Annotated in this window: 15 protein-coding genes, 1 CRISPR repeat array and 1 riboswitch; of the genes, 5 read left to right on the top strand and 10 right to left on the bottom strand. The window is 36.1% G+C overall.

Annotated features, from left to right (window positions below):
• The 3 genes from SD1D_RS02740 to SD1D_RS02730 all read left to right on the top strand — a co-directional run bounded on the left by SD1D_RS02740 (position 1) and on the right by SD1D_RS02730 (position 2,790).
• Positions 1 to 699, top strand: a complete 699-nt coding sequence (locus tag SD1D_RS02740; protein WP_058257502.1) for a P-II family nitrogen regulator — start codon at positions 1 to 3, stop codon at positions 697 to 699.
• A gap of 328 nt (positions 700 to 1,027) precedes the next feature.
• Positions 1,028 to 1,654 carry a superoxide dismutase gene (locus SD1D_RS02735; protein WP_058257501.1) on the top strand — a complete coding sequence of 209 codons (627 nt, stop codon included), beginning with the start codon at positions 1,028 to 1,030 and terminating at the stop codon, positions 1,652 to 1,654.
• 227 nt (positions 1,655 to 1,881) lie between these two features.
• Positions 1,882 to 2,790 carry an EamA family transporter gene (locus SD1D_RS02730; protein ID WP_058257500.1) on the top strand — a complete coding sequence of 303 codons (909 nt, stop codon included), beginning with the start codon at positions 1,882 to 1,884 and terminating at the stop codon, positions 2,788 to 2,790.
• Between the two features lie 109 nt (positions 2,791 to 2,899).
• Here SD1D_RS02730 and SD1D_RS02725 read toward each other — a convergent pair whose 3' ends face one another.
• The 3 genes from SD1D_RS02725 to SD1D_RS02715 form a co-directional block, all read right to left on the bottom strand.
• Positions 2,900 to 4,102 carry an RtcB family protein gene (locus SD1D_RS02725; protein WP_058257499.1) on the bottom strand — a complete coding sequence of 401 codons (1,203 nt, stop codon included), beginning with the start codon at positions 4,100 to 4,102 and terminating at the stop codon, positions 2,900 to 2,902.
• Positions 4,102 to 4,272, bottom strand: a complete 171-nt coding sequence (locus tag SD1D_RS02720; protein ID WP_157893087.1) for a hypothetical protein — start codon at positions 4,270 to 4,272, stop codon at positions 4,102 to 4,104. The genes SD1D_RS02725 and SD1D_RS02720 overlap by 1 nt, the downstream gene beginning before the upstream one ends.
• A 175-nt stretch (positions 4,273 to 4,447) precedes the next feature.
• Positions 4,448 to 5,515: a DUF362 domain-containing protein gene (locus tag SD1D_RS02715; RefSeq protein ID WP_058257498.1), complete on the bottom strand. Its 1,068-nt coding sequence runs from the start codon at positions 5,513 to 5,515 to the stop codon at positions 4,448 to 4,450.
• Between the two features lie 171 nt (positions 5,516 to 5,686).
• Positions 5,687 to 5,783, top strand: a riboswitch (THF riboswitch).
• Positions 5,784 to 5,864: 81 nt separating this feature from the next.
• Between SD1D_RS02715 and SD1D_RS02710 the strand changes: the two genes are divergently transcribed.
• On the top strand, positions 5,865 to 6,425 hold the full coding sequence (locus tag SD1D_RS02710) for a folate family ECF transporter S component (RefSeq protein ID WP_058257497.1): 561 nt from the start codon (positions 5,865 to 5,867) through the stop codon (positions 6,423 to 6,425).
• Positions 6,426 to 6,433: 8 nt separating this feature from the next.
• On the opposite strand, the gene SD1D_RS02705 is transcribed toward SD1D_RS02710, so the two are convergent.
• From SD1D_RS02705 to vanR, 6 genes are all read right to left on the bottom strand, one after another.
• Positions 6,434 to 6,958 (bottom strand): hypothetical protein, encoded by a 525-nt coding sequence (locus SD1D_RS02705; protein WP_058257496.1) that lies wholly within the window; start codon positions 6,956 to 6,958, stop codon positions 6,434 to 6,436.
• A gap of 160 nt (positions 6,959 to 7,118) precedes the next feature.
• Positions 7,119 to 9,272, bottom strand: a complete 2,154-nt coding sequence (gene vanT, locus SD1D_RS02700; protein ID WP_058257495.1) for a serine racemase VanT catalytic subunit — start codon at positions 9,270 to 9,272, stop codon at positions 7,119 to 7,121.
• Positions 9,273 to 9,276: 4 nt separating this feature from the next.
• Complete coding sequence (locus SD1D_RS02695) at positions 9,277 to 10,023, bottom strand: M15 family metallopeptidase (protein ID WP_058257494.1); 747 nt, start codon at positions 10,021 to 10,023, stop codon at positions 9,277 to 9,279.
• Positions 10,020 to 11,072, bottom strand: a complete 1,053-nt coding sequence (gene vanG, locus SD1D_RS02690) for a D-alanine--D-serine ligase VanG (protein ID WP_058257493.1) — start codon at positions 11,070 to 11,072, stop codon at positions 10,020 to 10,022. The genes SD1D_RS02695 and vanG overlap by 4 nt, the downstream gene beginning before the upstream one ends.
• Before the next feature lie 161 nt (positions 11,073 to 11,233).
• Positions 11,234 to 12,346 carry a vancomycin resistance histidine kinase VanS gene (gene vanS, locus SD1D_RS02685; RefSeq protein ID WP_087758732.1) on the bottom strand — a complete coding sequence of 371 codons (1,113 nt, stop codon included), beginning with the start codon at positions 12,344 to 12,346 and terminating at the stop codon, positions 11,234 to 11,236.
• The gene (vanR, locus tag SD1D_RS02680) at positions 12,333 to 13,034 is read right to left on the bottom strand and encodes a VanR-ABDEGLN family response regulator transcription factor (protein WP_058257491.1); all 702 of its coding nucleotides are present in this window, start codon (positions 13,032 to 13,034) and stop codon (positions 12,333 to 12,335) included. The genes vanS and vanR overlap by 14 nt, the downstream gene beginning before the upstream one ends.
• A 276-nt stretch (positions 13,035 to 13,310) precedes the next feature.
• Between vanR and SD1D_RS02675 the strand changes: the two genes are divergently transcribed.
• Positions 13,311 to 14,723 (top strand): PQQ-dependent sugar dehydrogenase, encoded by a 1,413-nt coding sequence (locus SD1D_RS02675; RefSeq protein ID WP_330398632.1) that lies wholly within the window; start codon positions 13,311 to 13,313, stop codon positions 14,721 to 14,723.
• A gap of 61 nt (positions 14,724 to 14,784) precedes the next feature.
• Positions 14,785 to 19,516: a CRISPR direct-repeat array (repeat unit 32 nt; unit sequence ATTTCAATCCACGCACCCGTAAAGGGTGCGAC).
• A 158-nt stretch (positions 19,517 to 19,674) separates the two neighbouring features.
• On the opposite strand, the gene cas2 is transcribed toward SD1D_RS02675, so the two are convergent.
• Positions 19,675 to 19,968 carry a CRISPR-associated endonuclease Cas2 gene (gene cas2, locus SD1D_RS02670; protein ID WP_330398631.1) on the bottom strand — a complete coding sequence of 98 codons (294 nt, stop codon included), beginning with the start codon at positions 19,966 to 19,968 and terminating at the stop codon, positions 19,675 to 19,677.
• Positions 19,969 to 19,970 lie beyond the last annotated feature (2 nt).

Genomic DNA, 19,970 nt, shown 5'->3' with positions numbered 1-19,970 from the left:
ATGGCTATTAAATCCGATGCATGTTTGGAGGTTATGATTACTATTGTTGACAGTAGTTTAGAACATAAATTAAGTGATTATTTCAAAAAACTTCATCCGCCCATACACTTTCTTACCCATGGTATTGGTATGGCACAGTCAGAAGTTTATGAAATACTAGGCTTTGGTAGCCCCAAAAAAGCCATATCTATAAGTGTTCAGCCTAGGCCTTTATCTAATCATATTTTAAATACACTGCATAATAAGATTGAATTTAACAAACCGGGAACCGGTATAACATTTACCATCCCAATAGGAAGTGCAAGTAGTTATATAACCCAAATATGCAGTAAGATTAAGATGGATCATACATTAGAACAGGAGGAGATAATAATGTCTGCACATCCATATAATTTAATAATAACGATTGTTAATAAGGGAAGTTTTGACCAAGTCATGGAAGCTGCAAATTCAGCCGGCGCCACCGGAGGTACCTTACTCCACGGCAGAGGATTGGCTACAGAAGAAGCTGTAAAATTCCTTGGTATAACTATACAACCGGAGAAAGATATTATATTGATACTGGCTCCCCGTGAATCCCATCATAAAATAATGGAGAGCATTTCCCATGAAGTAGGTATTAATACTCCCGGTAAAGGAATCTGTTTCTCCCTTCCTGTTAATTCGGCATTGGGCCTAGGAACTTTAATCGAAGAATAAAATATACTTATATAAGACTGTCACATAAAAGTCATTTAGGGTTACTGTGAAAATCACGGTAACCCTTTTATTTTATAAATTTTGTGTCAGTTTTCTTTATCTGTTTTTCTAATTTTTATCTGATTAAAACATCCTCTGACATACTAATTTATAGAAATTATAAAAATTTTATAAAATCAATTATATTTACTTGCATTATATTTAATTGTGTGCAATAATATGTTTACAATTATATTGCATACAATTTGATAAAGACATTTTTATTATAAAAGAAATTCATGTTATTTCTATTATTTAAAAACAATTATTTATAAAGGAGGATTTTAATATGTTTAAACAAATCGAACTTAATTATAATTTTAATGCACTGGAGCCTTATATTGATGAGCTGACTATGAATACCCATTATTCTAAGCATCACGCCGCCTATACTAATAACCTTAATGGGGCCATTGAGAAATTGCCTAATCTGAAAGATTCATCCATAGAGGATATTTTTAAAAATCTTTCTGATATTTCAGATGAAGCCTTAAGAAATTCCGTAAGAAACAACGGTGGTGGTTTTTATAACCACAACTTATACTTTGCTACTTTAAAGCCCGGGGGAAGCAAAGAACCACAGGGTGAATTAGCAAAGCAGATTGAAAAGAACTTCGGTAGTTTTGACTCTTTAAAGGAAAAACTTACTGCTACTGCCCTTTCTAGATTTGGTTCCGGCTGGGCATGGTTATCTGCTGATAAGAATGGAGAACTTCAAGTATCTTCTAGTCCTAATCAGGATAATCCTATTATAGAAAGTAGTGGCAAGTGGATTCCGATTCTTGGTATAGATGTTTGGGAACATGCCTACTATTTGAAATACAAGAATCTTCGTGGTGATTATATTGGTGCCTTCTTTGAAGTCCTAAACTGGGATGAAGTTTCTGCAAACTATGCTAAAGTAAAGTCTGCTTAATGCACACTTAATATAAATAATCCACCTAACTTTTATATCTACCTATATTTATGTGAAAAGGAGCTCTTTTATAAAAAGACTCCTTTTTTTTATACTTTTTTTATTTTTTTATACTTATTTAATTTTTGTATGGACTATTAGCAAATTTTCATTTATAATAATACCGTTTGTTAAACAAGTCCTATTGACTTAAGCAAATAACTATAATTATTTGAAGGAGACATCATATGTGGTTTTTATTTGCGGTTTTAACTACTCTTTCTTGGGGCACTGCTGATCTATTCTATAAAAAAGGATCCGACAGCAATGACAAGTATAGTCATGTTAAGATTGGAATTATGGTTGGTATTGTAATGGGTATTCATGGTGTTATATACATGCTGACAAAAGGTATAAGCTTTGATCCTTTTGATATGGTGAAATACTTGCCCGTATCCTTTTTCTATATCTTATCTATGCTGGTGGGATACTGGGGACTGCGTTATATAGAACTTTCTATATCATCACCGGTTCAAAATTCTTCAGGAGCCATAACTGCTATTGCATTGATTTTAATTTTCCCTCAACAATTGGGAGCACTTAATATATTAGGTATTGTATTAATTACCGGCGGAGTTGTAGGCCTAGCAGTTTTAGAGAAAAAATTACAGACTGCCGCTCTTAAGGCAGAGAATGTATCGGTTGATCCTAAATATAAAATAGGAGTCCTAGCCATAACCTTCCCTATCCTATATGCTATACTTGATGCCATAGGAACTGCGGCGGACGGAATTTATCTTGACGAACTTAGCTTAATTAGTGAAGAAGCTGCCCTTTTAGCATATGAATTTACCTGGCTTTTATATGCTATTTTCTCTTTAATTTATCTTATAGCTATTAAAAAGCAAAAGTTCAATGTATTAAAGGAGCCGGTAAGAGCATCTGCAGCTATATTTGAAACTGCAGGACAATTTTTCTATGTATATGCCATGTCCAATAATGCAGTTATAGCGGCGCCCCTTATCGCCTCTTACAGTATAGTATCGGTTATTCTTTCAAGAATATTCTTAAAGGAAAAATTAAGTAAGCAGCATTATATTTTAATTATAATTGTAATGACCGGTATAGCAGTCCTAGGGCTAGCGGAAGAATTGTAATAAAATATTTGTACTTCTTTATATTATATTGTTTCTATAAAATATTTAAATCGGGGCTTGGCACTTATTAAAATAGTGCCACAGCCCCTTTTACTTTTATATAATATTTTTATTCACTTGCCTTAAAATTATAAATGGGTTTTATGATTTTAATTACCTCTGCAGTGTGTTCAATATTATTAAGTATATCAGTCATATCTTTATAGGCCATGGGACATTCATCCAGGGTATCATTACTTACCGAAGTGGTATAAATATCCTTCATTTGCTCTTTAAACTCTGAAAGAGTAAAGGTGTTTTTCGCCTCGATTCGGCTCATTAATCTGCCTGCACCATGGGGAGCTGAATAGTTCCAGTCTTCATTACCTTTTCCTACACAAATTAAGCTTCCGTCCCTCATATTAATGGGTATAAGTATTTTTTCACCAAGCTTGGCAGATACTGCCCCTTTTCGTAATATCATATCTTCAGTATCTATATAGTTATGTATGGTGGTAAATTGTTCTATAGGATCTAACTTCATTCCACGGATAATCTCATCGGCCATAGCCTTACGATTTAAACTGGCAAAGCGCTGTATAATCTGCATATCATGAATATAATCTTCAAACAAATCATCACTGACATAGGCAAGAGAATAAGGGATATTTGTAAGTTCCTGCTTTTTTAAATTGTCTATTGCTGACTGTAATTCTTTTTCCCTGCCACTTTGCTTATATTCAGCTATTAATTCTTCAAGGGCTTTTTTATCATTTCCATTCAGACGTTTATATCCCATATCTTGATAATACTTTGCCACTTCATTGCCCAAGTGACGGCTTCCGGAATGAATTACAATATATATATTTCCTTCCTCATCCTTATTAGCTTCTATAAAATGATTACCCCCTCCTAGTGTACCTATTGAATGAATTGCCCTATGGACATTAACTTTTTTATAGCAGCGAAGAAGGCTTAAGTCAATCTCATCATTGTATTTATGGGGCTTTTCTCGAATATTCCTTCCGGAGGGTATTTTTGAATATATTAATTTATCAAGTTTTTGCAGTTCTATATGCTTATTAGTAATTAGAATAGTCTCCATGCCGCAGCCTATATCTACTCCAACCAGATTTGGTACTACCTTATCTGATATAGTCATTGTAGTTCCGATGGTACAGCCTGCCCCCTCATGAACGTCAGGCATAATCCGTATTTTTGAGCCTTTTGTATATTCCATATCGCACAGTTGTTTAATCTGTGCTATGGCACCTTCCTCAATGGTATCAGTGAACACCTTTGCAGATGATACACTTCCCTTTATTTCTATCATTATGATTCTCCTTTTATTATTTTAGTTAGCTGTGACAGTAAATCCGTTCCGCCACCGACTGTAATATTACCAACATTTTCACATATCTTTTCAATATATTCAAGTTCCTTTAATTTATACAGAGTCTGATTCTCATCCATTAGCTTTGCAGTGTTAAGGATTATATACATAATCCGCTATTTGATCTCTATTTTCAAGTATCTCATCAAGGCGATATTTGCCTATGTATTCACGAAGTAAAAGCTGGACAGGTACATACATTTGTTCCATGTAATTCAAAAGGCATATTTACCGCTTATTAGGCAATTAGTAAACTTACCTGATGAAAGTAATAATTAATGAAAATCAAAGATTTTCAAGAATTTTAATAATATCACTTGCCTTTGGTGGACAGCCTTTAACATATTGCTCACATCCTGATGTACACTGTCCTACTCCAAGTCCTTTTATTTTTTTTCCTTTAAAACCTTGTCCTATTTTTATCCTGTCTCCTTTATACCTATCAAGCTTATCCAGGGCATATATAAGGGAGGCATAGCAAGCGGAACAGGCACTGTCCTCTTCTATATATTTACTTAAAAGGCTACCTATAGGGTTGGCTTTAATATTTACAAGGGGGCGATTTTGGCTATTCAATTCTATAATATTTGTTTCATCTGAAATATAATTTCCTAAACCATATTCCTTTGCAATACGCAGATGAACTATTTCATCCGGATCATATCCTATAAGTTGTGCTCCGTAAGAATCTAATAGTACCGGATCAAAACCAAGCATAATACGGTTTGCCACCACAGGATTCCCCCCCTCCTCAAAGGATAAATCCCCACATATTGAATCTACTATATGCAAGGAGGGACGAAGAATGGCATTTAGAGCCGCAATAGGCGTATGCAGTCCCAAGGTATGAAACCTTCTTTTTTCACTGTCGGGAATACATCCTTTTAAGTTCTTAAGGCAGCAAGTTAGGCCTGTCTGACAGTGGCCTTTAAGAACAGGGACATTAATTAGATAGTCAACCGCTAGGGCACTTTCACATACATTTAGCTGTATGCCTTTACTCTCTTTTCTTATGGCATTATCATGTTTGGTGTCTACAAGTTTTACCTTATATTTTTTGGCAAGGGCAGAATAACCGCAATTTTCAAACGCTTTCTGTGTACTATCACCTATCCAGGAGCCCTCAAGAATTATAATGTTTTTAATTCCTGCTTCCTGAAGATATTGTATTATCCCCTCAACAATTTCCGGATGGCTTGTAGCCCCCTCCTTAGCCGGCCGTGACACCACCAGATTTGGCTTAATACCAATTGTCATATCGGAATTTAAACCGGCTTTAATATTAGCTTCTTTCATTATTTCATATGTAATCTCTTGCAGCTTAGTACCATAGTTTATATATATAATTGACATTTTACACACATCCTTTTTACCCATATTGTTTTGCCTTATCTTTTATACTATCATAATTAATATTATCTGCATACCATCATATCTCATATATTTACATTATTTTATATCAAAAAACTATTTGCAAAATTTAAAAATATATGTTATCCTTATCATACTCAATAAAATAGAACAAGCAGAGTAGGATTATGTGCGTTAAGTGCCGGTTGAACGGGGAGTTGTCAGCCGGACGAAAAGGAAACTTGCGGTACATAGTTCGCATCCCGCTGCTACATTTAGATAACATAATCAAATATTTTTATTTGATATTATCTCTTTTTGTAGTGGGACAATTGCAAAGGAGGTAGTTTTTTTGCGTAAAATTTTAAAATCATTTAAGGACTCTTCAAAAGAACTAAAAAGTGTTAAATGCATCACCATTACAGCTATGTTTGGAGCAATTTCTATTGTATTGAACAGCTTTACAACGGTGATGGTAACAAAGTTTCTCAAGATTGGATTCTTTTCTTTTCTCCCCAGCCGATTAGTATACTTTCTGTTTGGCCCTTTGGTAGGCGGCCTTTTTGGTGCAGCTATGGATATACTTAATTTTATAGTTAAGCCTACCGGTACTTTTCATCCCGGGTTTACATTTAACGCATTAATAAGCGGTATTATATACGGAATTTTTCTATACAAAAAACCCGTTAGCATAACTCGTATCCTTGCCGCCAATATAGTGCAGATGATTATTGTAAGTTTTATTCTGGGAAGTTACTGGCTTACCCATTTAACCGGAATGACATTTTTACAACTGCTTCCCCCTAGGGCTCTTAAAGAATTGATTATGCTACCCTTTGAAACCTTTTTATTCTTTTTAATAATTAAAGGGGTAGAAGCAAGCGGAGTTTTAAAACTTGTATATGGCAAATAAAAGGATTTTTAATTATAAAACTTCCCAAATATATTTATTTTAAATAAATAATTTGCTAATCGTCTAAAGCATATGGTCCATATACTTACATATGCCAAGGAAAACATAAGGTATATAATTATAATAAATATAAATGCAAAACAAGTCACCATATATACAAACCCAGGGATGGCAACTATTAAAGTTAGTAAAATCATACCTATTGATAATGTTAAACTAGAGGCTAGAATTGTAATAAGTATTCCCTTTCTAAAAAGCAGACTACCAAGTACAATTCCAAGAATACCTGTGGCAAATAGAAATATTGCCCCTTCCTGTATACTTACTATTAATAGAATAAATAAGGAAGATGTAAAAACCCCTAGGCCAAGATAAACATTTATTAAGGCTGCCAAAGCTACAGGCAGGGTACTAAAAGGGCTAAGTATTAAGCCAATGATAGGTAAAAATACCGGTGCTGACTGTAATATTACTGTAATTGATGTTAATATACCACCTAAGCCTATTTGATAAACTAAGTTTATTTTTTTCAATAAACAACTTCCTTATTATTATGATATATTTATAGGTATGATTTTATATTTAAATATAAGAACTTGAATTAGAGATTCTTATTTATCTACAATAAAAAAAATGGAGCATATCACTGATATGCTCCATTTTTTTGCTTAGGACATCTTTTGTGCATCTAATCTATTTTAAATACACCCTCTCAATTCGCCCTCCTAGCCTGCTTAATAATTCATTTGTTATAGTACCTGCCTTTTTTGCCAAATTTGCAGCCAGTATTTCTTCCTTACCGTCTATACCAATTAAGGTAGCAATATCCCCTGTTTTGACCTTAGGCATATCTGTTACATCAATCAATAGCTGGTCCATGCAAATTCTACCGACAATTGGAACTTTAGTACCATGGATTAGTACACTACCGGTCCCGTCTGAAAGATTTCTGGGCAGACCATCTGCATATCCTAAGGGAAGTACGGCAATGCGACTATCCCTTGTGACATGTATATCTCTTCCATAACTAACCCCTTCTCCTTTTTCAACATTTCTAATAATAGCAATTTTGGATTTTAGGGATAATACCGGACGCAGTGATAAACCTATCCTTGTCCTATCTTCCCAGGTACTTAAACAACCATATAAAGCAATTCCTATACGGGCATAATCACAAGTTAACTGTGGATAATTCAATAACCCATAACTGCTTTGAATATGCACTTTCGGTATAGTAATGCCACTAAGCTCTAACCTATTTAACAATCCATAAAACTTGTCAATTTGCTCTTTTGTGAATTTTTCAGCTTCTTCATCTAGCTGATCAGCTACACATAAGTGAGTAAAGATACCAGTTACTTTTAACATATCCATATGAAAAACCTTTGATATCTTATCAATATCCTCAACCGGTATGCCCAATCTATGCATACCCGTATCTATCTTTATATGTACCTGTAGTGATTTTTTCTGGCTATTCAACATACAGGCATACTCATAGTCAATCACTGTCTGTATTAAATGATAATGATTTAATTCATTAGCCCTAGATACATCGGTATAACCAAGAATTAATATTTCTCCCTGTATCCCGTTCTTTCTAAGTTCTATAGCTTCATCAATTGTAGCAACGGCAAAAGCATCTACTCCTATCCTATTTAGATGCCTTGATATCTCTATGGCACCATGACCATAGGCATTGGCCTTTACAACTGCCATAAATTTACACCTTTTTGGCATAACACTTTTTAATTCCTTAACATTATGCTCTAAATTTCCCATATTAATTTCTATCCAGGAACGGCAAGTTTTTTTGCTGTTTTTATTTTTACTATTCTTAGGATAAGAGTCTTTTTTCTTATCCATATAATAAGCTATAATCACTGCAATAATCCCTGAACACAATGTTACTAAGATATAATGAATTATACTGTTATCAACTAAAATCGCCTTCATCCCTAAAAATTTTGCCCCTCCACGGATCATAATTATGACCATGGGATGTATTAGATAAATTAGCAAGGATATATTTCTAAATTCCTTACGACTGGATACTTTGTAACTAACAATAAGTGAAAAAAGAAAATACATACATGGTATCAGCATAAAATACATACTATCATGCCGCATAAGATTAAAATTTCTTAAGAGCAAAGCTTCTACCATCATAAGGGCGACAAATATATAAAGATATAACAGACCCTCTTTTTTCTTAAATTTATTAATATTTTTAGATACAAGACTGCCCAGTAGCAAAAATATAGGAGCAAAAAATATACCGTTACGAGTATAATCTGAAAAGATGAATATTACCTTGTATACATCTTTTATCACTGCAGATTTAGCTGCAATTTTATAATAACTGTCGCCGAATACACCAATAAAATATAAAATGCAAGATATTATAAAGGCTCTATTTAGAGACATATATTTAATCAATAAGGAAACTAAGGCTACCCCAAGTATAGCAGCAGGCAGATACCAAAGATGATAGATGGTACCATCAAATATAATATCTTTTATAATATTAAACAGTAAATTTTTCTTATAAAAATATCCTGCATAAAAATTAATAGGAATATATAAAACAATAGTTACTAGATATATAACTGATGTTTTCTTAAGAAACCTCTTGATTTTTTCTTCCTTAGCACTGCCATTTGAAAATAGGAAAAAGCCCGAAGTCATAAAGAAAAATGGTACAGCGACTCTTGCAATAACACGGGTAAGTATAAAGTCAGCTATATTACTTATAGAAGCCAGCGGTGAAGTATGTATTGCCACTATAAGTAAAGCTGCAATAATTCTGAAATAGTCAATTCCTCCGTATTCTTTTGTCTTTTTCACTTCTTCACCTCCATAAAGTAACTATAAAACCATCCACATTATTACCTGATATCTGATGAATAGCATCCTCCGGCAATTCTATGGACTTATAGGAGGTATCTACATAAAAAATTTCAACTGCTTGATTATATAGATAGGTTAGATAATGCTTTCTTTTATAAGGATATAATCTAATTAAATCTATATACTCCTCTAAGACCAGATTATACTTATTCATAATCAAGGAATGAGGGTAACCGACATATCTAAAGTGCCATGGCTCGTGTCCTATACCGGTAATTTCCTCCTTGCCTTTTTGGTACCTTTCAATAAAGCCATATAGGGGTGCTTTATTACGAAAATCATTACATATACCTTGATAGGGAAAATCCGGACAAATAAAATCTATATTGTCACGCTTTAAGGCCAGATCAACTGCCAAACCGGTTTGATGCTCACTATGATTTGGCAGGGCCACATATTTTTCAGTAAACTCCCTTCCATTATCCCTCAAGGATTTTTCATATATGCTCTGCTGCTTCTTAAAAGACCTGTAACCGCTTATAGGTACAATATTCTCCTGGCAATTAAGGGTAATAAACATATGACTTAAGACTGCTGCAGTAGTGCTTTCTAGGTATATATCCTGATTATCATCATCAATAGCCCTCATCAATATATCATCTTCAGATCTTACGATAGGGAAAAACTTATTAACTAATATAAGGCTGCCTTTATGAATATCATTTTTGTACAATGTAATAGTTTTCATTGTTCCATACCCAATTCTATTAATTTTGTAATCAGTTCATCAAATACTATACCAATACCTTTCATCATATTAGGATAACGGCTATGGGCTGTAAAACCAGGTATAGTATTAACCTCATTAAATACAATTCTCTTGTCAGGAGTTATAAACATATCTACCCTAGCAAGTCCCCTGCAACCGAGAATTTTATAGATACTGGCAGCCGTTTCTTTCACCTTATCTGCAGTGTCCCTATCAATGCGGGCAGGCATATGAATAAAAGATTTTTTAAGATTATATTTTTCTGTATAATCAAAAAATCCATCTGTAAGTTCTATCTCATCAATCTCCCCAATAATTAATTCATCATTACCCATGACGGCACAGCCCACTTCAAAACCGTCGATATTTTCCTCGATAATAACTTCATCATCATGCATAAAGGCTATCTCTACAGCTTTAGGTAAATCTTCTTTATTATAAACTTTAGTAATACCAAAAGAAGATCCGCTCTTTATGGGTTTTACAAACAAAGGATAGTTTAATTCTTTAGTTTTTTCAAAAAGTTCCTTATTATCATAAGGCCTTAAAAGAACTATAGCCTTTGGTACACTTATACCTAAGGTCTCGACAAGTCTATGAGCCCTATCCTTATCCATGCATAGGGCGGAGCTAAGAGTTCCACAACCCACTAAGGGAATACCGGCCAATTCAATCAAGCCTTGAACTGTTCCGTCTTCTCCGTTTTTTCCATGGAGTACCGGAAAGACCACATCTATTTTTAAATATTTTAATTCTTCCATATTAAATTCTATAAGCCCGGGATATTTACGATCAGTTGAAATCATAGCCGGTATACAAGCTTCCTTATCCTCATACCAGGTATCATTTTTTATCTTTTCAATATCCCCTGTATATCTAAACCATGAACCCTCTTTAGTAATACCTATCAAAATTGTTTCAAATAAATTATTATCTATATGTGAAATAATTGCATAAGCAGATTCAAGTGAAACAGGATATTCATCTGAACATCCCCCAAATATAATTGCCACTTTCTTCTTATTCATAGTAATCCTCCTTTAATCTTTTCGTTTGTGTATAAGGAAGGCAAATTAAAAGCACTCCCCAAAATATTTGGCCCTTTAATATTACCAAATTAGAGAGTGCTATTTTTGCGTTTTTCTATAAGAATTGTTAAATATTCTCTTAAGAAATTCTTACGAATTTCCTACGAAATATATGGCAGGGTAATCTCAAATTCTATGATATCGTTATCACTTTTTGCGTTAATTTTACCCTTATGAAGTTCAACTATTTCCTTGGCAATGGCAAGTCCTAGACCGGCTCCTCCGGTATTGGATGTTCTAGAGCTATCAAGTCGGTAAAACTGCTCGAATATTCTTTCAAGCTTCTCAGCAGGGATAGTATTACCGTGATTAGTAAATCTTATCTTGATGTCCCTACTATACTCTTCTACAGATATTTCGATAGTAGTTTGAGGAAAGCTATAATTAATAGCATTTCGAATTATATTGTCAAATACCCTCTGCATTTTATTAGCATCACATTTAATCATCAAATTATCGGAAACATTCAGTATATAACTTAAGTTTTTTTCTAAAAACATGGGCTTAAATTCAAAGGTAATCTGCTCTAACATGCGAGTAAGATTAACTTTACTTGTTTCTAATGTAAGGTCGGTAAGACTAAAACGGGTTATCTCAAAAAATTCATTGATAAGCTCCTCAAGCCGTTCTGCCTTCTCTAAGGTTATGGATAGATACTTATCCTTAAGTTCCTCCGAAATATCTTTCTCATCTCTTAATAAAGTTAAATATCCTATAACAGATGTAAGTGGTGTCTTAAGATCATGGGCCAGATATACCACCAAATCATTTTTTCTTTGTTCTGCCTCCTTTGCTGCCCGCTGATTTTTTTGAATATCCATTTTAATCTCATTCATCCGATATTCAACTTCTTTTAAATCTGATGGCAGCTCAATTAATTCGTCCTCCGTATTATATATAACTTCCGTAGCCTTAATAATATTATCCAAATACCCCATGGTTCTAATCCAGTAATAAAGAAAAATAATTAAATAACCAAGTCCCATTACTAAGATAAAAAATAATATATAATTATCATCAATAGTGTTTAGAATTCTATATAGTAAGTCATGTTCATACCAAATAAATAAACCTAAAAAATTCTTGGCTACAATAAACAAGGTAATAACGGCTATGGAGTATATTATAATAGTAGCAAAAAAACGAACTAATATACGGAAGGATAATGCCCGCTTAAAATTAGTTTTCTTAGCTTTTCTTTTACTCAATCTGATATCCTACCCCCCATACCGTCTTAATAAACTTTGGATTCTTATATGAATCATTCATTTTTTCCCTTAATCTTCCGATATGAGCCATAACTGTATTATTATTATTCAAAAACTTTTCTCCCCACACAGCCTCAAAAAGCTCCTCAGAAGAAACTACCTTCCCTCTCTTTTCACATAAATACCATAAAATCGAAAATTCAATGGGAGTAAGATTAAGTGGCTTTCCATAAAGAGTACAATTATGGGTATCCTTATTAATCACCAAACCTTTAAAGTCAAACTCATTATTTAAAGGCAGGTCACTTCCTCCTTCAGATTGATTATATCTCATATACCTTCTTAACTGAGTTTTTACCCTGGCAACAACTTCTAAGGGATTAAAGGGTTTAGTAATATAATCATCAGCCCCAAGAGTCAATCCCATAATCTTGTCCATATCCTCAACTTTAGCAGTTAACATAATTATAGGAAAGAAATAATGCTCTCTTATTTTCTGACAAATCCTAAAACCATCAATATCGGGAAGCATAACATCAAGTATAGCCAAATCTAATTTATTATTTTTTATACATTCCAAAGCCTCGTAACCAGAGTAAAATTTATAAACCTGGTAGCCTTCATTTTTCAAATACAATTCAACCAAATCTGCTATTTCTTTTTCGTCATCAACTATTAAAATACTCTCACTCATAATATATTACTCCTCAATAATATAGTATAAAAAACTTAATATTTTTCAAAATAAGACTTTATATAGCTAAATATAACATCACACTAATCTTACCAAAGAGTTAAAGCCTTGTCCAACATTTTGATTCAATGAAATATTAAGATTTCTTTAAATCCATCTTGCTATCTTACATTTATTTGTTAATGGTTTGTTTACATATTATTCACAGAATGTTTACGACATCCGCTATCATTACCATCATAGTCTATAATAGAAATAAGCTAAAAGGAAAAGATTATGTTGGATAGATTAAGCCTTGGATTACAACCGATAGTACATAATTTAAACCTTCCTACTGTAATTAAGACTACTATTTTTCCCGGTGACCAGGAAGAAACTTTGATGATTGCAACCCAAGTCGGTGAGATTTTTTACATAAGAAATAATACCATAGGTACTTTTTTAGATATAAGACAAAATATTCTTCAACTAGGTACTAATGGAGGATATGATGAGCGTGGACTGTTAGGATTAGCTTTTCACCCTAATTTTCGATATAACGGCTTATTTTACCTTCACTATTCCTTAGCTGATTCTGAGGGACCAGGTGCTCTGCCAGGAGGCTTTAGTCCAAATCCCTGTGATGAAAATACACTAAATCTTAGATGGACTGACAGGGAAAACAGATATGATCATATAGATACGGTAGAAGAATGGATGCTGCAAAATGAAGGACAACCGATTAAAAGACGGACATTACTTAATATAAGAAGGCCATTTGCAAATCACAATGGAGTAAACAGCTTAAACTTTTCTCCTGAAACCGGAAGGCTTGTTCTAACTATCGGAGACGGAGGCTTAGGTTATGATCCTTTTAATTTAGCCCAGACTGATAATGAGATAGCAGGTAAAATTATCGAAATCGATGTTGATATGGACCTATTCATAGATAATATGCCGGTTGTAACCCGTTTTAGTGAACTTTCACTGCAGGTACTAGAAAGTCTTACAGTTATTGCAAAGGGTGTTCGTAATATTCCGGGAATATCATATCAATTTTTTAATGATCGCTATATAAAATATGTCGGAAATGTGGGTCAGGATTTGGTTGAATCTATATTCGCCTTTATCTATTATAGACCGGTACCGGCAACCGATATTGTTAAGTCTTATATTATGAATTCATCCTCTAATCAAGAAGGCTTTATTAATCTTGGATGGAGGGGGTGGGAAGGTGATCTTCCCACATCATTAATTAGGCCCTGTGACAGTAATTTGAATCAGAAGATAATAGCTTATTATAATGAAGCAATTACAATCTCTACCAAACGTATATATCCACTTTGCTGCTATTATCATCAGGACCCTAGAGTGGATAAATTTCAAGGAAGAGCCCTTACAGGAGTCCAAGCATATATGGGAAATGAAATTCCAAGTTTAATGGGAAGCTGTGTATTTACTGACTTTGCAAGAAGAACAAACACAGTATCTCCTCCCCGTGGGGTTTTGGCTTATACTTGGTTTACACCTGAATGTCAAATGAATGAATATTATATGATTGATATTGATTATGATTTTGGTAACGAAGCAGCTTTTTTTACCTGCCTTGGTTCGAATATTAATCAAACTAAATTATATTTGGGGGTATATGGTTCTGCAAATGTGACCGATTTAAATCGGGGTTCGGTGTATGAGATTGTGAAGTTGTAAAATGTATAGTACTGTTTGTTATTCAAATATCATCTATTGTTAATTCTTTATATAATTAACTTAAAAAAACCACGCACCCGTAAAGGGTGCGACTATTCCAAACGGAACTAGACCTAAACACACCATCAATTTCAATCCACGCACCCGTAAAGGGTGCGACACTGAGCCAGCTTTTTTCTTATTGCATATAGCTAAATTTCAATCCACGCACCCGTAAAGGGTGCGACGATAAAATATTGTCTATTCAATCCGGTAATCACGAATTTCAATCCACGCACCCGTAAAGGGTGCGACGATACCAGTAACAGAGAGATTACCAAAAGAAGATGATTTCAATCCACGCACCCGTAAAGGGTGCGACGTGGTGAGGAGCAGGATTTAATTTTGGATAAGGCGATTTCAATCCACGCACCCGTAAAGGGTGCGACTAACCGAACTCCTCACTACATACAAGGATTTCAAATTTCAATCCACGCACCCGTAAAGGGTGCGACTACAGAAACAAAACAAACATTTAAAATTAAAAAAATTTCAATCCACGCACCCGTAAAGGGTGCGACTAACAAAGAAGTAAAGATGTGGCAAAAAGAATTAATTTCAATCCACGCACCCGTAAAGGGTGCGACTACTCAGGCGGGAACTTAACAAATTGAAGGGGGTATTTCAATCCACGCACCCGTAAAGGGTGCGACATCCATGTACTTAATTAGATTATATATACAGTATAATTTCAATCCACGCACCCGTAAAGGGTGCGACGATGGCACCGCTTCGGCGGTGTAATGCTACCCAGATTTCAATCCACGCACCCGTAAAGGGTGCGACGTAGGCGTATCGCTAACATGTGACATCTGCGGAATTTCAATCCACGCACCCGTAAAGGGTGCGACTATTTACAATTTATATATGTCCTTTAAATTTTTGGATTTCAATCCACGCACCCGTAAAGGGTGCGACCCGACTTTGGACGCTCTGCCTGGCAGCATTGACGGATTTCAATCCACGCACCCGTAAAGGGTGCGACAACGAAAACCTTAAAAGGCTAGCACAGACACAGGCTATTTCAATCCACGCACCCGTAAAGGGTGCGACCACTTCCTGATTGCTTAAATGCCATACTACTAGGAATTTCAATCCACGCACCCGTAAAGGGTGCGACAGCCAACATTTTGATATATTCATCTTTTTCATACTATTTCAATCCACGCACCCGTAAAGGGTGCGACATGACTCTATTGCCTGACATTATGAGTATTGCTATTTCAATCCACGCACCCGTAAAGGGTGCGACAGTATCTCATTTATAATATTTTCAATACCAACTTCTATTTCAATCCACGCACCCGTAAAGGGTGCGACTGTTTTGGTATTGTGTTTATAATTTTTAAAATTATATTTCAATCCACGCACCCGTAAAGGGTGCGACTAAGGCTTACAGAGAAGAACAACAAAAGCAACTAATTTCAATCCACGCACCCGTAAAGGGTGCGACCATCATACGCTGTTTTTTCGCTTGCATAAGCTTTTTTTATTTCAATCCACGCACCCGTAAAGGGTGCGACCGGACTATCCCAAGAAAAACTGCTTACACTCATATTTCAATCCACGCACCCGTAAAGGGTGCGACACCTTTATCCGTAAATTTACCGGAGTCAACTAACTATTTCAATCCACGCACCCGTAAAGGGTGCGACATAATCTCAGGTGCACGCTTAAATACTAAAAATATATTTCAATCCACGCACCCGTAAAGGGTGCGACAAAAAAACAATAAAACCTATAATTAAGTTAAAAAAATTTCAATCCACGCACCCGTAAAGGGTGCGACGGAGATTGACTAGACCCAGGCGAATAGACCCCCGGATTTCAATCCACGCACCCGTAAAGGGTGCGACGGTTTAATTGTTTATACTGGCAGGCAAGGCAGAGATTTCAATCCACGCACCCGTAAAGGGTGCGACGATTGTAAAATACCACGTACAAAGCTAATGCCTTTAATTTCAATCCACGCACCCGTAAAGGGTGCGACCAGTACACTGAGTTCTTATAGGTTTTGCCAAGAGATATTTCAATCCACGCACCCGTAAAGGGTGCGACGGTCTCTTTTTTATTCTGTTTTTATAAAGGCGTCAGATTTCAATCCACGCACCCGTAAAGGGTGCGACGTTGTCAATTAATCTAATGTAAAATATACAAAATTTTTATTTCAATCCACGCACCCGTAAAGGGTGCGACTCTAGGTAAAATCTGTTACCAAAAGCGTGTTCACTATTTCAATCCACGCACCCGTAAAGGGTGCGACTCGATAGATATTTTTACATCATCACTGCTAACCTGATTTCAATCCACGCACCCGTAAAGGGTGCGACAGCCCATTTTTTCAGTTGGTTGCTGAAAAACTGCAATTTCAATCCACGCACCCGTAAAGGGTGCGACTTATGCAGGTTATCATCCACCTTAAATGAGTAATTAATTTCAATCCACGCACCCGTAAAGGGTGCGACCGCATTATGATGCCTGGTGACATTTTGACAGATTTTATTTCAATCCACGCACCCGTAAAGGGTGCGACTGTTGGAATTGAAACAGCAGGTGTGGACAAGGCGATTTCAATCCACGCACCCGTAAAGGGTGCGACGGGGCAACCTCTATGGAACAATTTATTGGCGGTATGATATTTCAATCCACGCACCCGTAAAGGGTGCGACCCTAGTCCCCCAGTGGCGTAAGCTGTCACCCCACCTTATTTCAATCCACGCACCCGTAAAGGGTGCGACTAACATCAAACTGCTGTGTGTTATCTGCGGACCTAATTTCAATCCACGCACCCGTAAAGGGTGCGACCATACTTCCTGGGTGTATAGCTAATTCGCCTGTGATTTCAATCCACGCACCCGTAAAGGGTGCGACTATAAAGATTACCTTCAAAAATATCCTGCAACATATATTTCAATCCACGCACCCGTAAAGGGTGCGACGTGACAACACCGCCATCTGGTGTTGCACCGATTATTTCAATCCACGCACCCGTAAAGGGTGCGACCTGGCGGGTTTGAGGTTGACGTGTGTTCTCAATCACAATTTCAATCCACGCACCCGTAAAGGGTGCGACCATGACCGAAAAGATGAAACCTACCAACAAACAAAAATTTCAATCCACGCACCCGTAAAGGGTGCGACACGCAAGAAGAACAGGCTGAGAAAGAATACTTAATTTCAATCCACGCACCCGTAAAGGGTGCGACGTTTTTACTATATCACATGGATAATGCGGATGACAATTTCAATCCACGCACCCGTAAAGGGTGCGACGATAAGCAACAGAAAAAGACTTCGCTATCGACTAGATTTCAATCCACGCACCCGTAAAGGGTGCGACAAAAACCTTTGAGACGACAGGCGGCTTGATCAAAATTTCAATCCACGCACCCGTAAAGGGTGCGACCTTTTAGTTCTTTTTCTATAACCGCCTGTGCCGCTAATTTCAATCCACGCACCCGTAAAGGGTGCGACCTGGTTTGGTGCTGTGGGTAAAGAAGCAATAATATTTCAATCCACGCACCCGTAAAGGGTGCGACATTAAAACGGTATTCACCTATATTATATAACTTGCTTATTTCAATCCACGCACCCGTAAAGGGTGCGACCTTGCATTAACAGTGGTTTTTTCTTTTATATCTTATTTCAATCCACGCACCCGTAAAGGGTGCGACGCTTTAACCTGATATTTAATACCCAACCCAAGTGTATATTTCAATCCACGCACCCGTAAAGGGTGCGACCTTTAACCTGATATTTAATACCCAACCCAAGTGTATATTTCAATCCACGCACCCGTAAAGGGTGCGACTAACATCAAACTGCTGTGTGTTATCTGCGGACCTAATTTCAATCCACGCACCCGTAAAGGGTGCGACAATTTGCGGTCGGTTTCAGTCCATGAAGATATCTGATTTCAATCCACGCACCCGTAAAGGGTGCGACCATATTACACGCAATAAAACGTTATGAAAAAACTGGGATTTCAATCCACGCACCCGTAAAGGGTGCGACATTAAATGTAATGATTTCACTTGTTTTGATATTTGATTTCAATCCACGCACCCGTAAAGGGTGCGACCTTGCTTAGTACTCTTGGTATTTCATTTAACCATAATTTCAATCCACGCACCCGTAAAGGGTGCGACGGGCAGAGAATGGATTGGGAGGGATAGCATGGAAATTTCAATCCACGCACCCGTAAAGGGTGCGACAGTGTCCTTAACATTGTTAATAGTTTGCGTAATGCCAATTTCAATCCACGCACCCGTAAAGGGTGCGACTGTCCTGCAATAAAACTATATTATAAAATGTTTTGATTTCAATCCACGCACCCGTAAAGGGTGCGACGGTATACAAATGGGTAAAAGTGCAACAATCTCATCTAATTTCAATCCACGCACCCGTAAAGGGTGCGACATGAGACAGAGATAGGTAAGCTGCTTCAGCACATATTTCAATCCACGCACCCGTAAAGGGTGCGACGTAGCAAGAGACAAACAAGGTGAGCCAATACTAGATATTTCAATCCACGCACCCGTAAAGGGTGCGACAATGGTATTGGAATGATACAGATGGGTTTGACCTAATTTCAATCCACGCACCCGTAAAGGGTGCGACACGGTATATGTATCGAGTGCAAGATTGAATTGTGATTTCAATCCACGCACCCGTAAAGGGTGCGACGACGATATAGAAACATGCCTTTTATGAGGGCATTTAATTTCAATCCACGCACCCGTAAAGGGTGCGACAGCTAGATATTGTGCTAAATTAATAACAACTAACTAAATAACTCTATTTCATTTTAATATTCAAAATATCTTTCGACAAACTAGTATAACTTTTGCTTAAAATTATTATATATCTAGTGCGAAACCTCTTAGAAAATTATGTTCACTTCACCTTCGCACTATAGTATCATAGGGTCATCTACCTTATATGTTTGCTTTGCACCAATATGCTTTACTTTTTTATCGTAGTTTTCGCCAAGTCGATAAAATCGAAGACTATCTACATTTTTATCAATAATCTTTAGCAATTTATGTTGTAATTCGCGATACTGAGCCTCATTAACCTTACATTCGAATACTGAATTTTGTACCCTTTGACCATAATTTATACATACTTTTGCAACTTTTCTTAATCTTGCTTGGCCATTTAATGATGTTGTATTAATATCATATGTAATAAGTATATACAACATAT

Source organism: Herbinix luporum, from assembly GCF_900070325.1.
Lineage (GTDB): Bacteria > Bacillota > Clostridia > Lachnospirales > Lachnospiraceae > Mobilitalea > Mobilitalea luporum.
Note: the sequence above shows the minus strand (reverse complement) of the source record. Positions and strands in the feature narration are given on the sequence as shown.

Bases quoted from the DNA above. Each gene is read 5' to 3' on its own strand.
- SD1D_RS02740 (WP_058257502.1), top strand. From the start codon at position 1: ATGGCTATTAAATCCGATGCATGTTTGGAGGTTATGATTACTATTGTT.
- SD1D_RS02735 (WP_058257501.1), top strand. From the start codon at position 1,028: ATGTTTAAACAAATCGAACTTAATTATAATTTTAATGCACTGGAGCCT.
- SD1D_RS02730 (WP_058257500.1), top strand. From the start codon at position 1,882: ATGTGGTTTTTATTTGCGGTTTTAACTACTCTTTCTTGGGGCACTGCT.
- SD1D_RS02725 (WP_058257499.1), bottom strand. From the start codon at position 4,102: ATGATAGAAATAAAGGGAAGTGTATCATCTGCAAAGGTGTTCACTGAT.
- SD1D_RS02720 (WP_157893087.1), bottom strand. From the start codon at position 4,272: ATGTATATAATCCTTAACACTGCAAAGCTAATGGATGAGAATCAGACT.
- SD1D_RS02715 (WP_058257498.1), bottom strand. From the start codon at position 5,515: ATGTCAATTATATATATAAACTATGGTACTAAGCTGCAAGAGATTACA.
- SD1D_RS02695 (WP_058257494.1), bottom strand. From the start codon at position 10,023: ATGAAAACTATTACATTGTACAAAAATGATATTCATAAAGGCAGCCTT.
- vanG (WP_058257493.1), bottom strand. From the start codon at position 11,072: ATGAATAAGAAGAAAGTGGCAATTATATTTGGGGGATGTTCAGATGAA.
- vanR (WP_058257491.1), bottom strand. From the start codon at position 13,034: ATGAGTGAGAGTATTTTAATAGTTGATGACGAAAAAGAAATAGCAGAT.
- SD1D_RS02675 (WP_330398632.1), top strand. From the start codon at position 13,311: ATGTTGGATAGATTAAGCCTTGGATTACAACCGATAGTACATAATTTA.
- cas2 (WP_330398631.1), bottom strand. From the start codon at position 19,968: ATGTTGTATATACTTATTACATATGATATTAATACAACATCATTAAAT.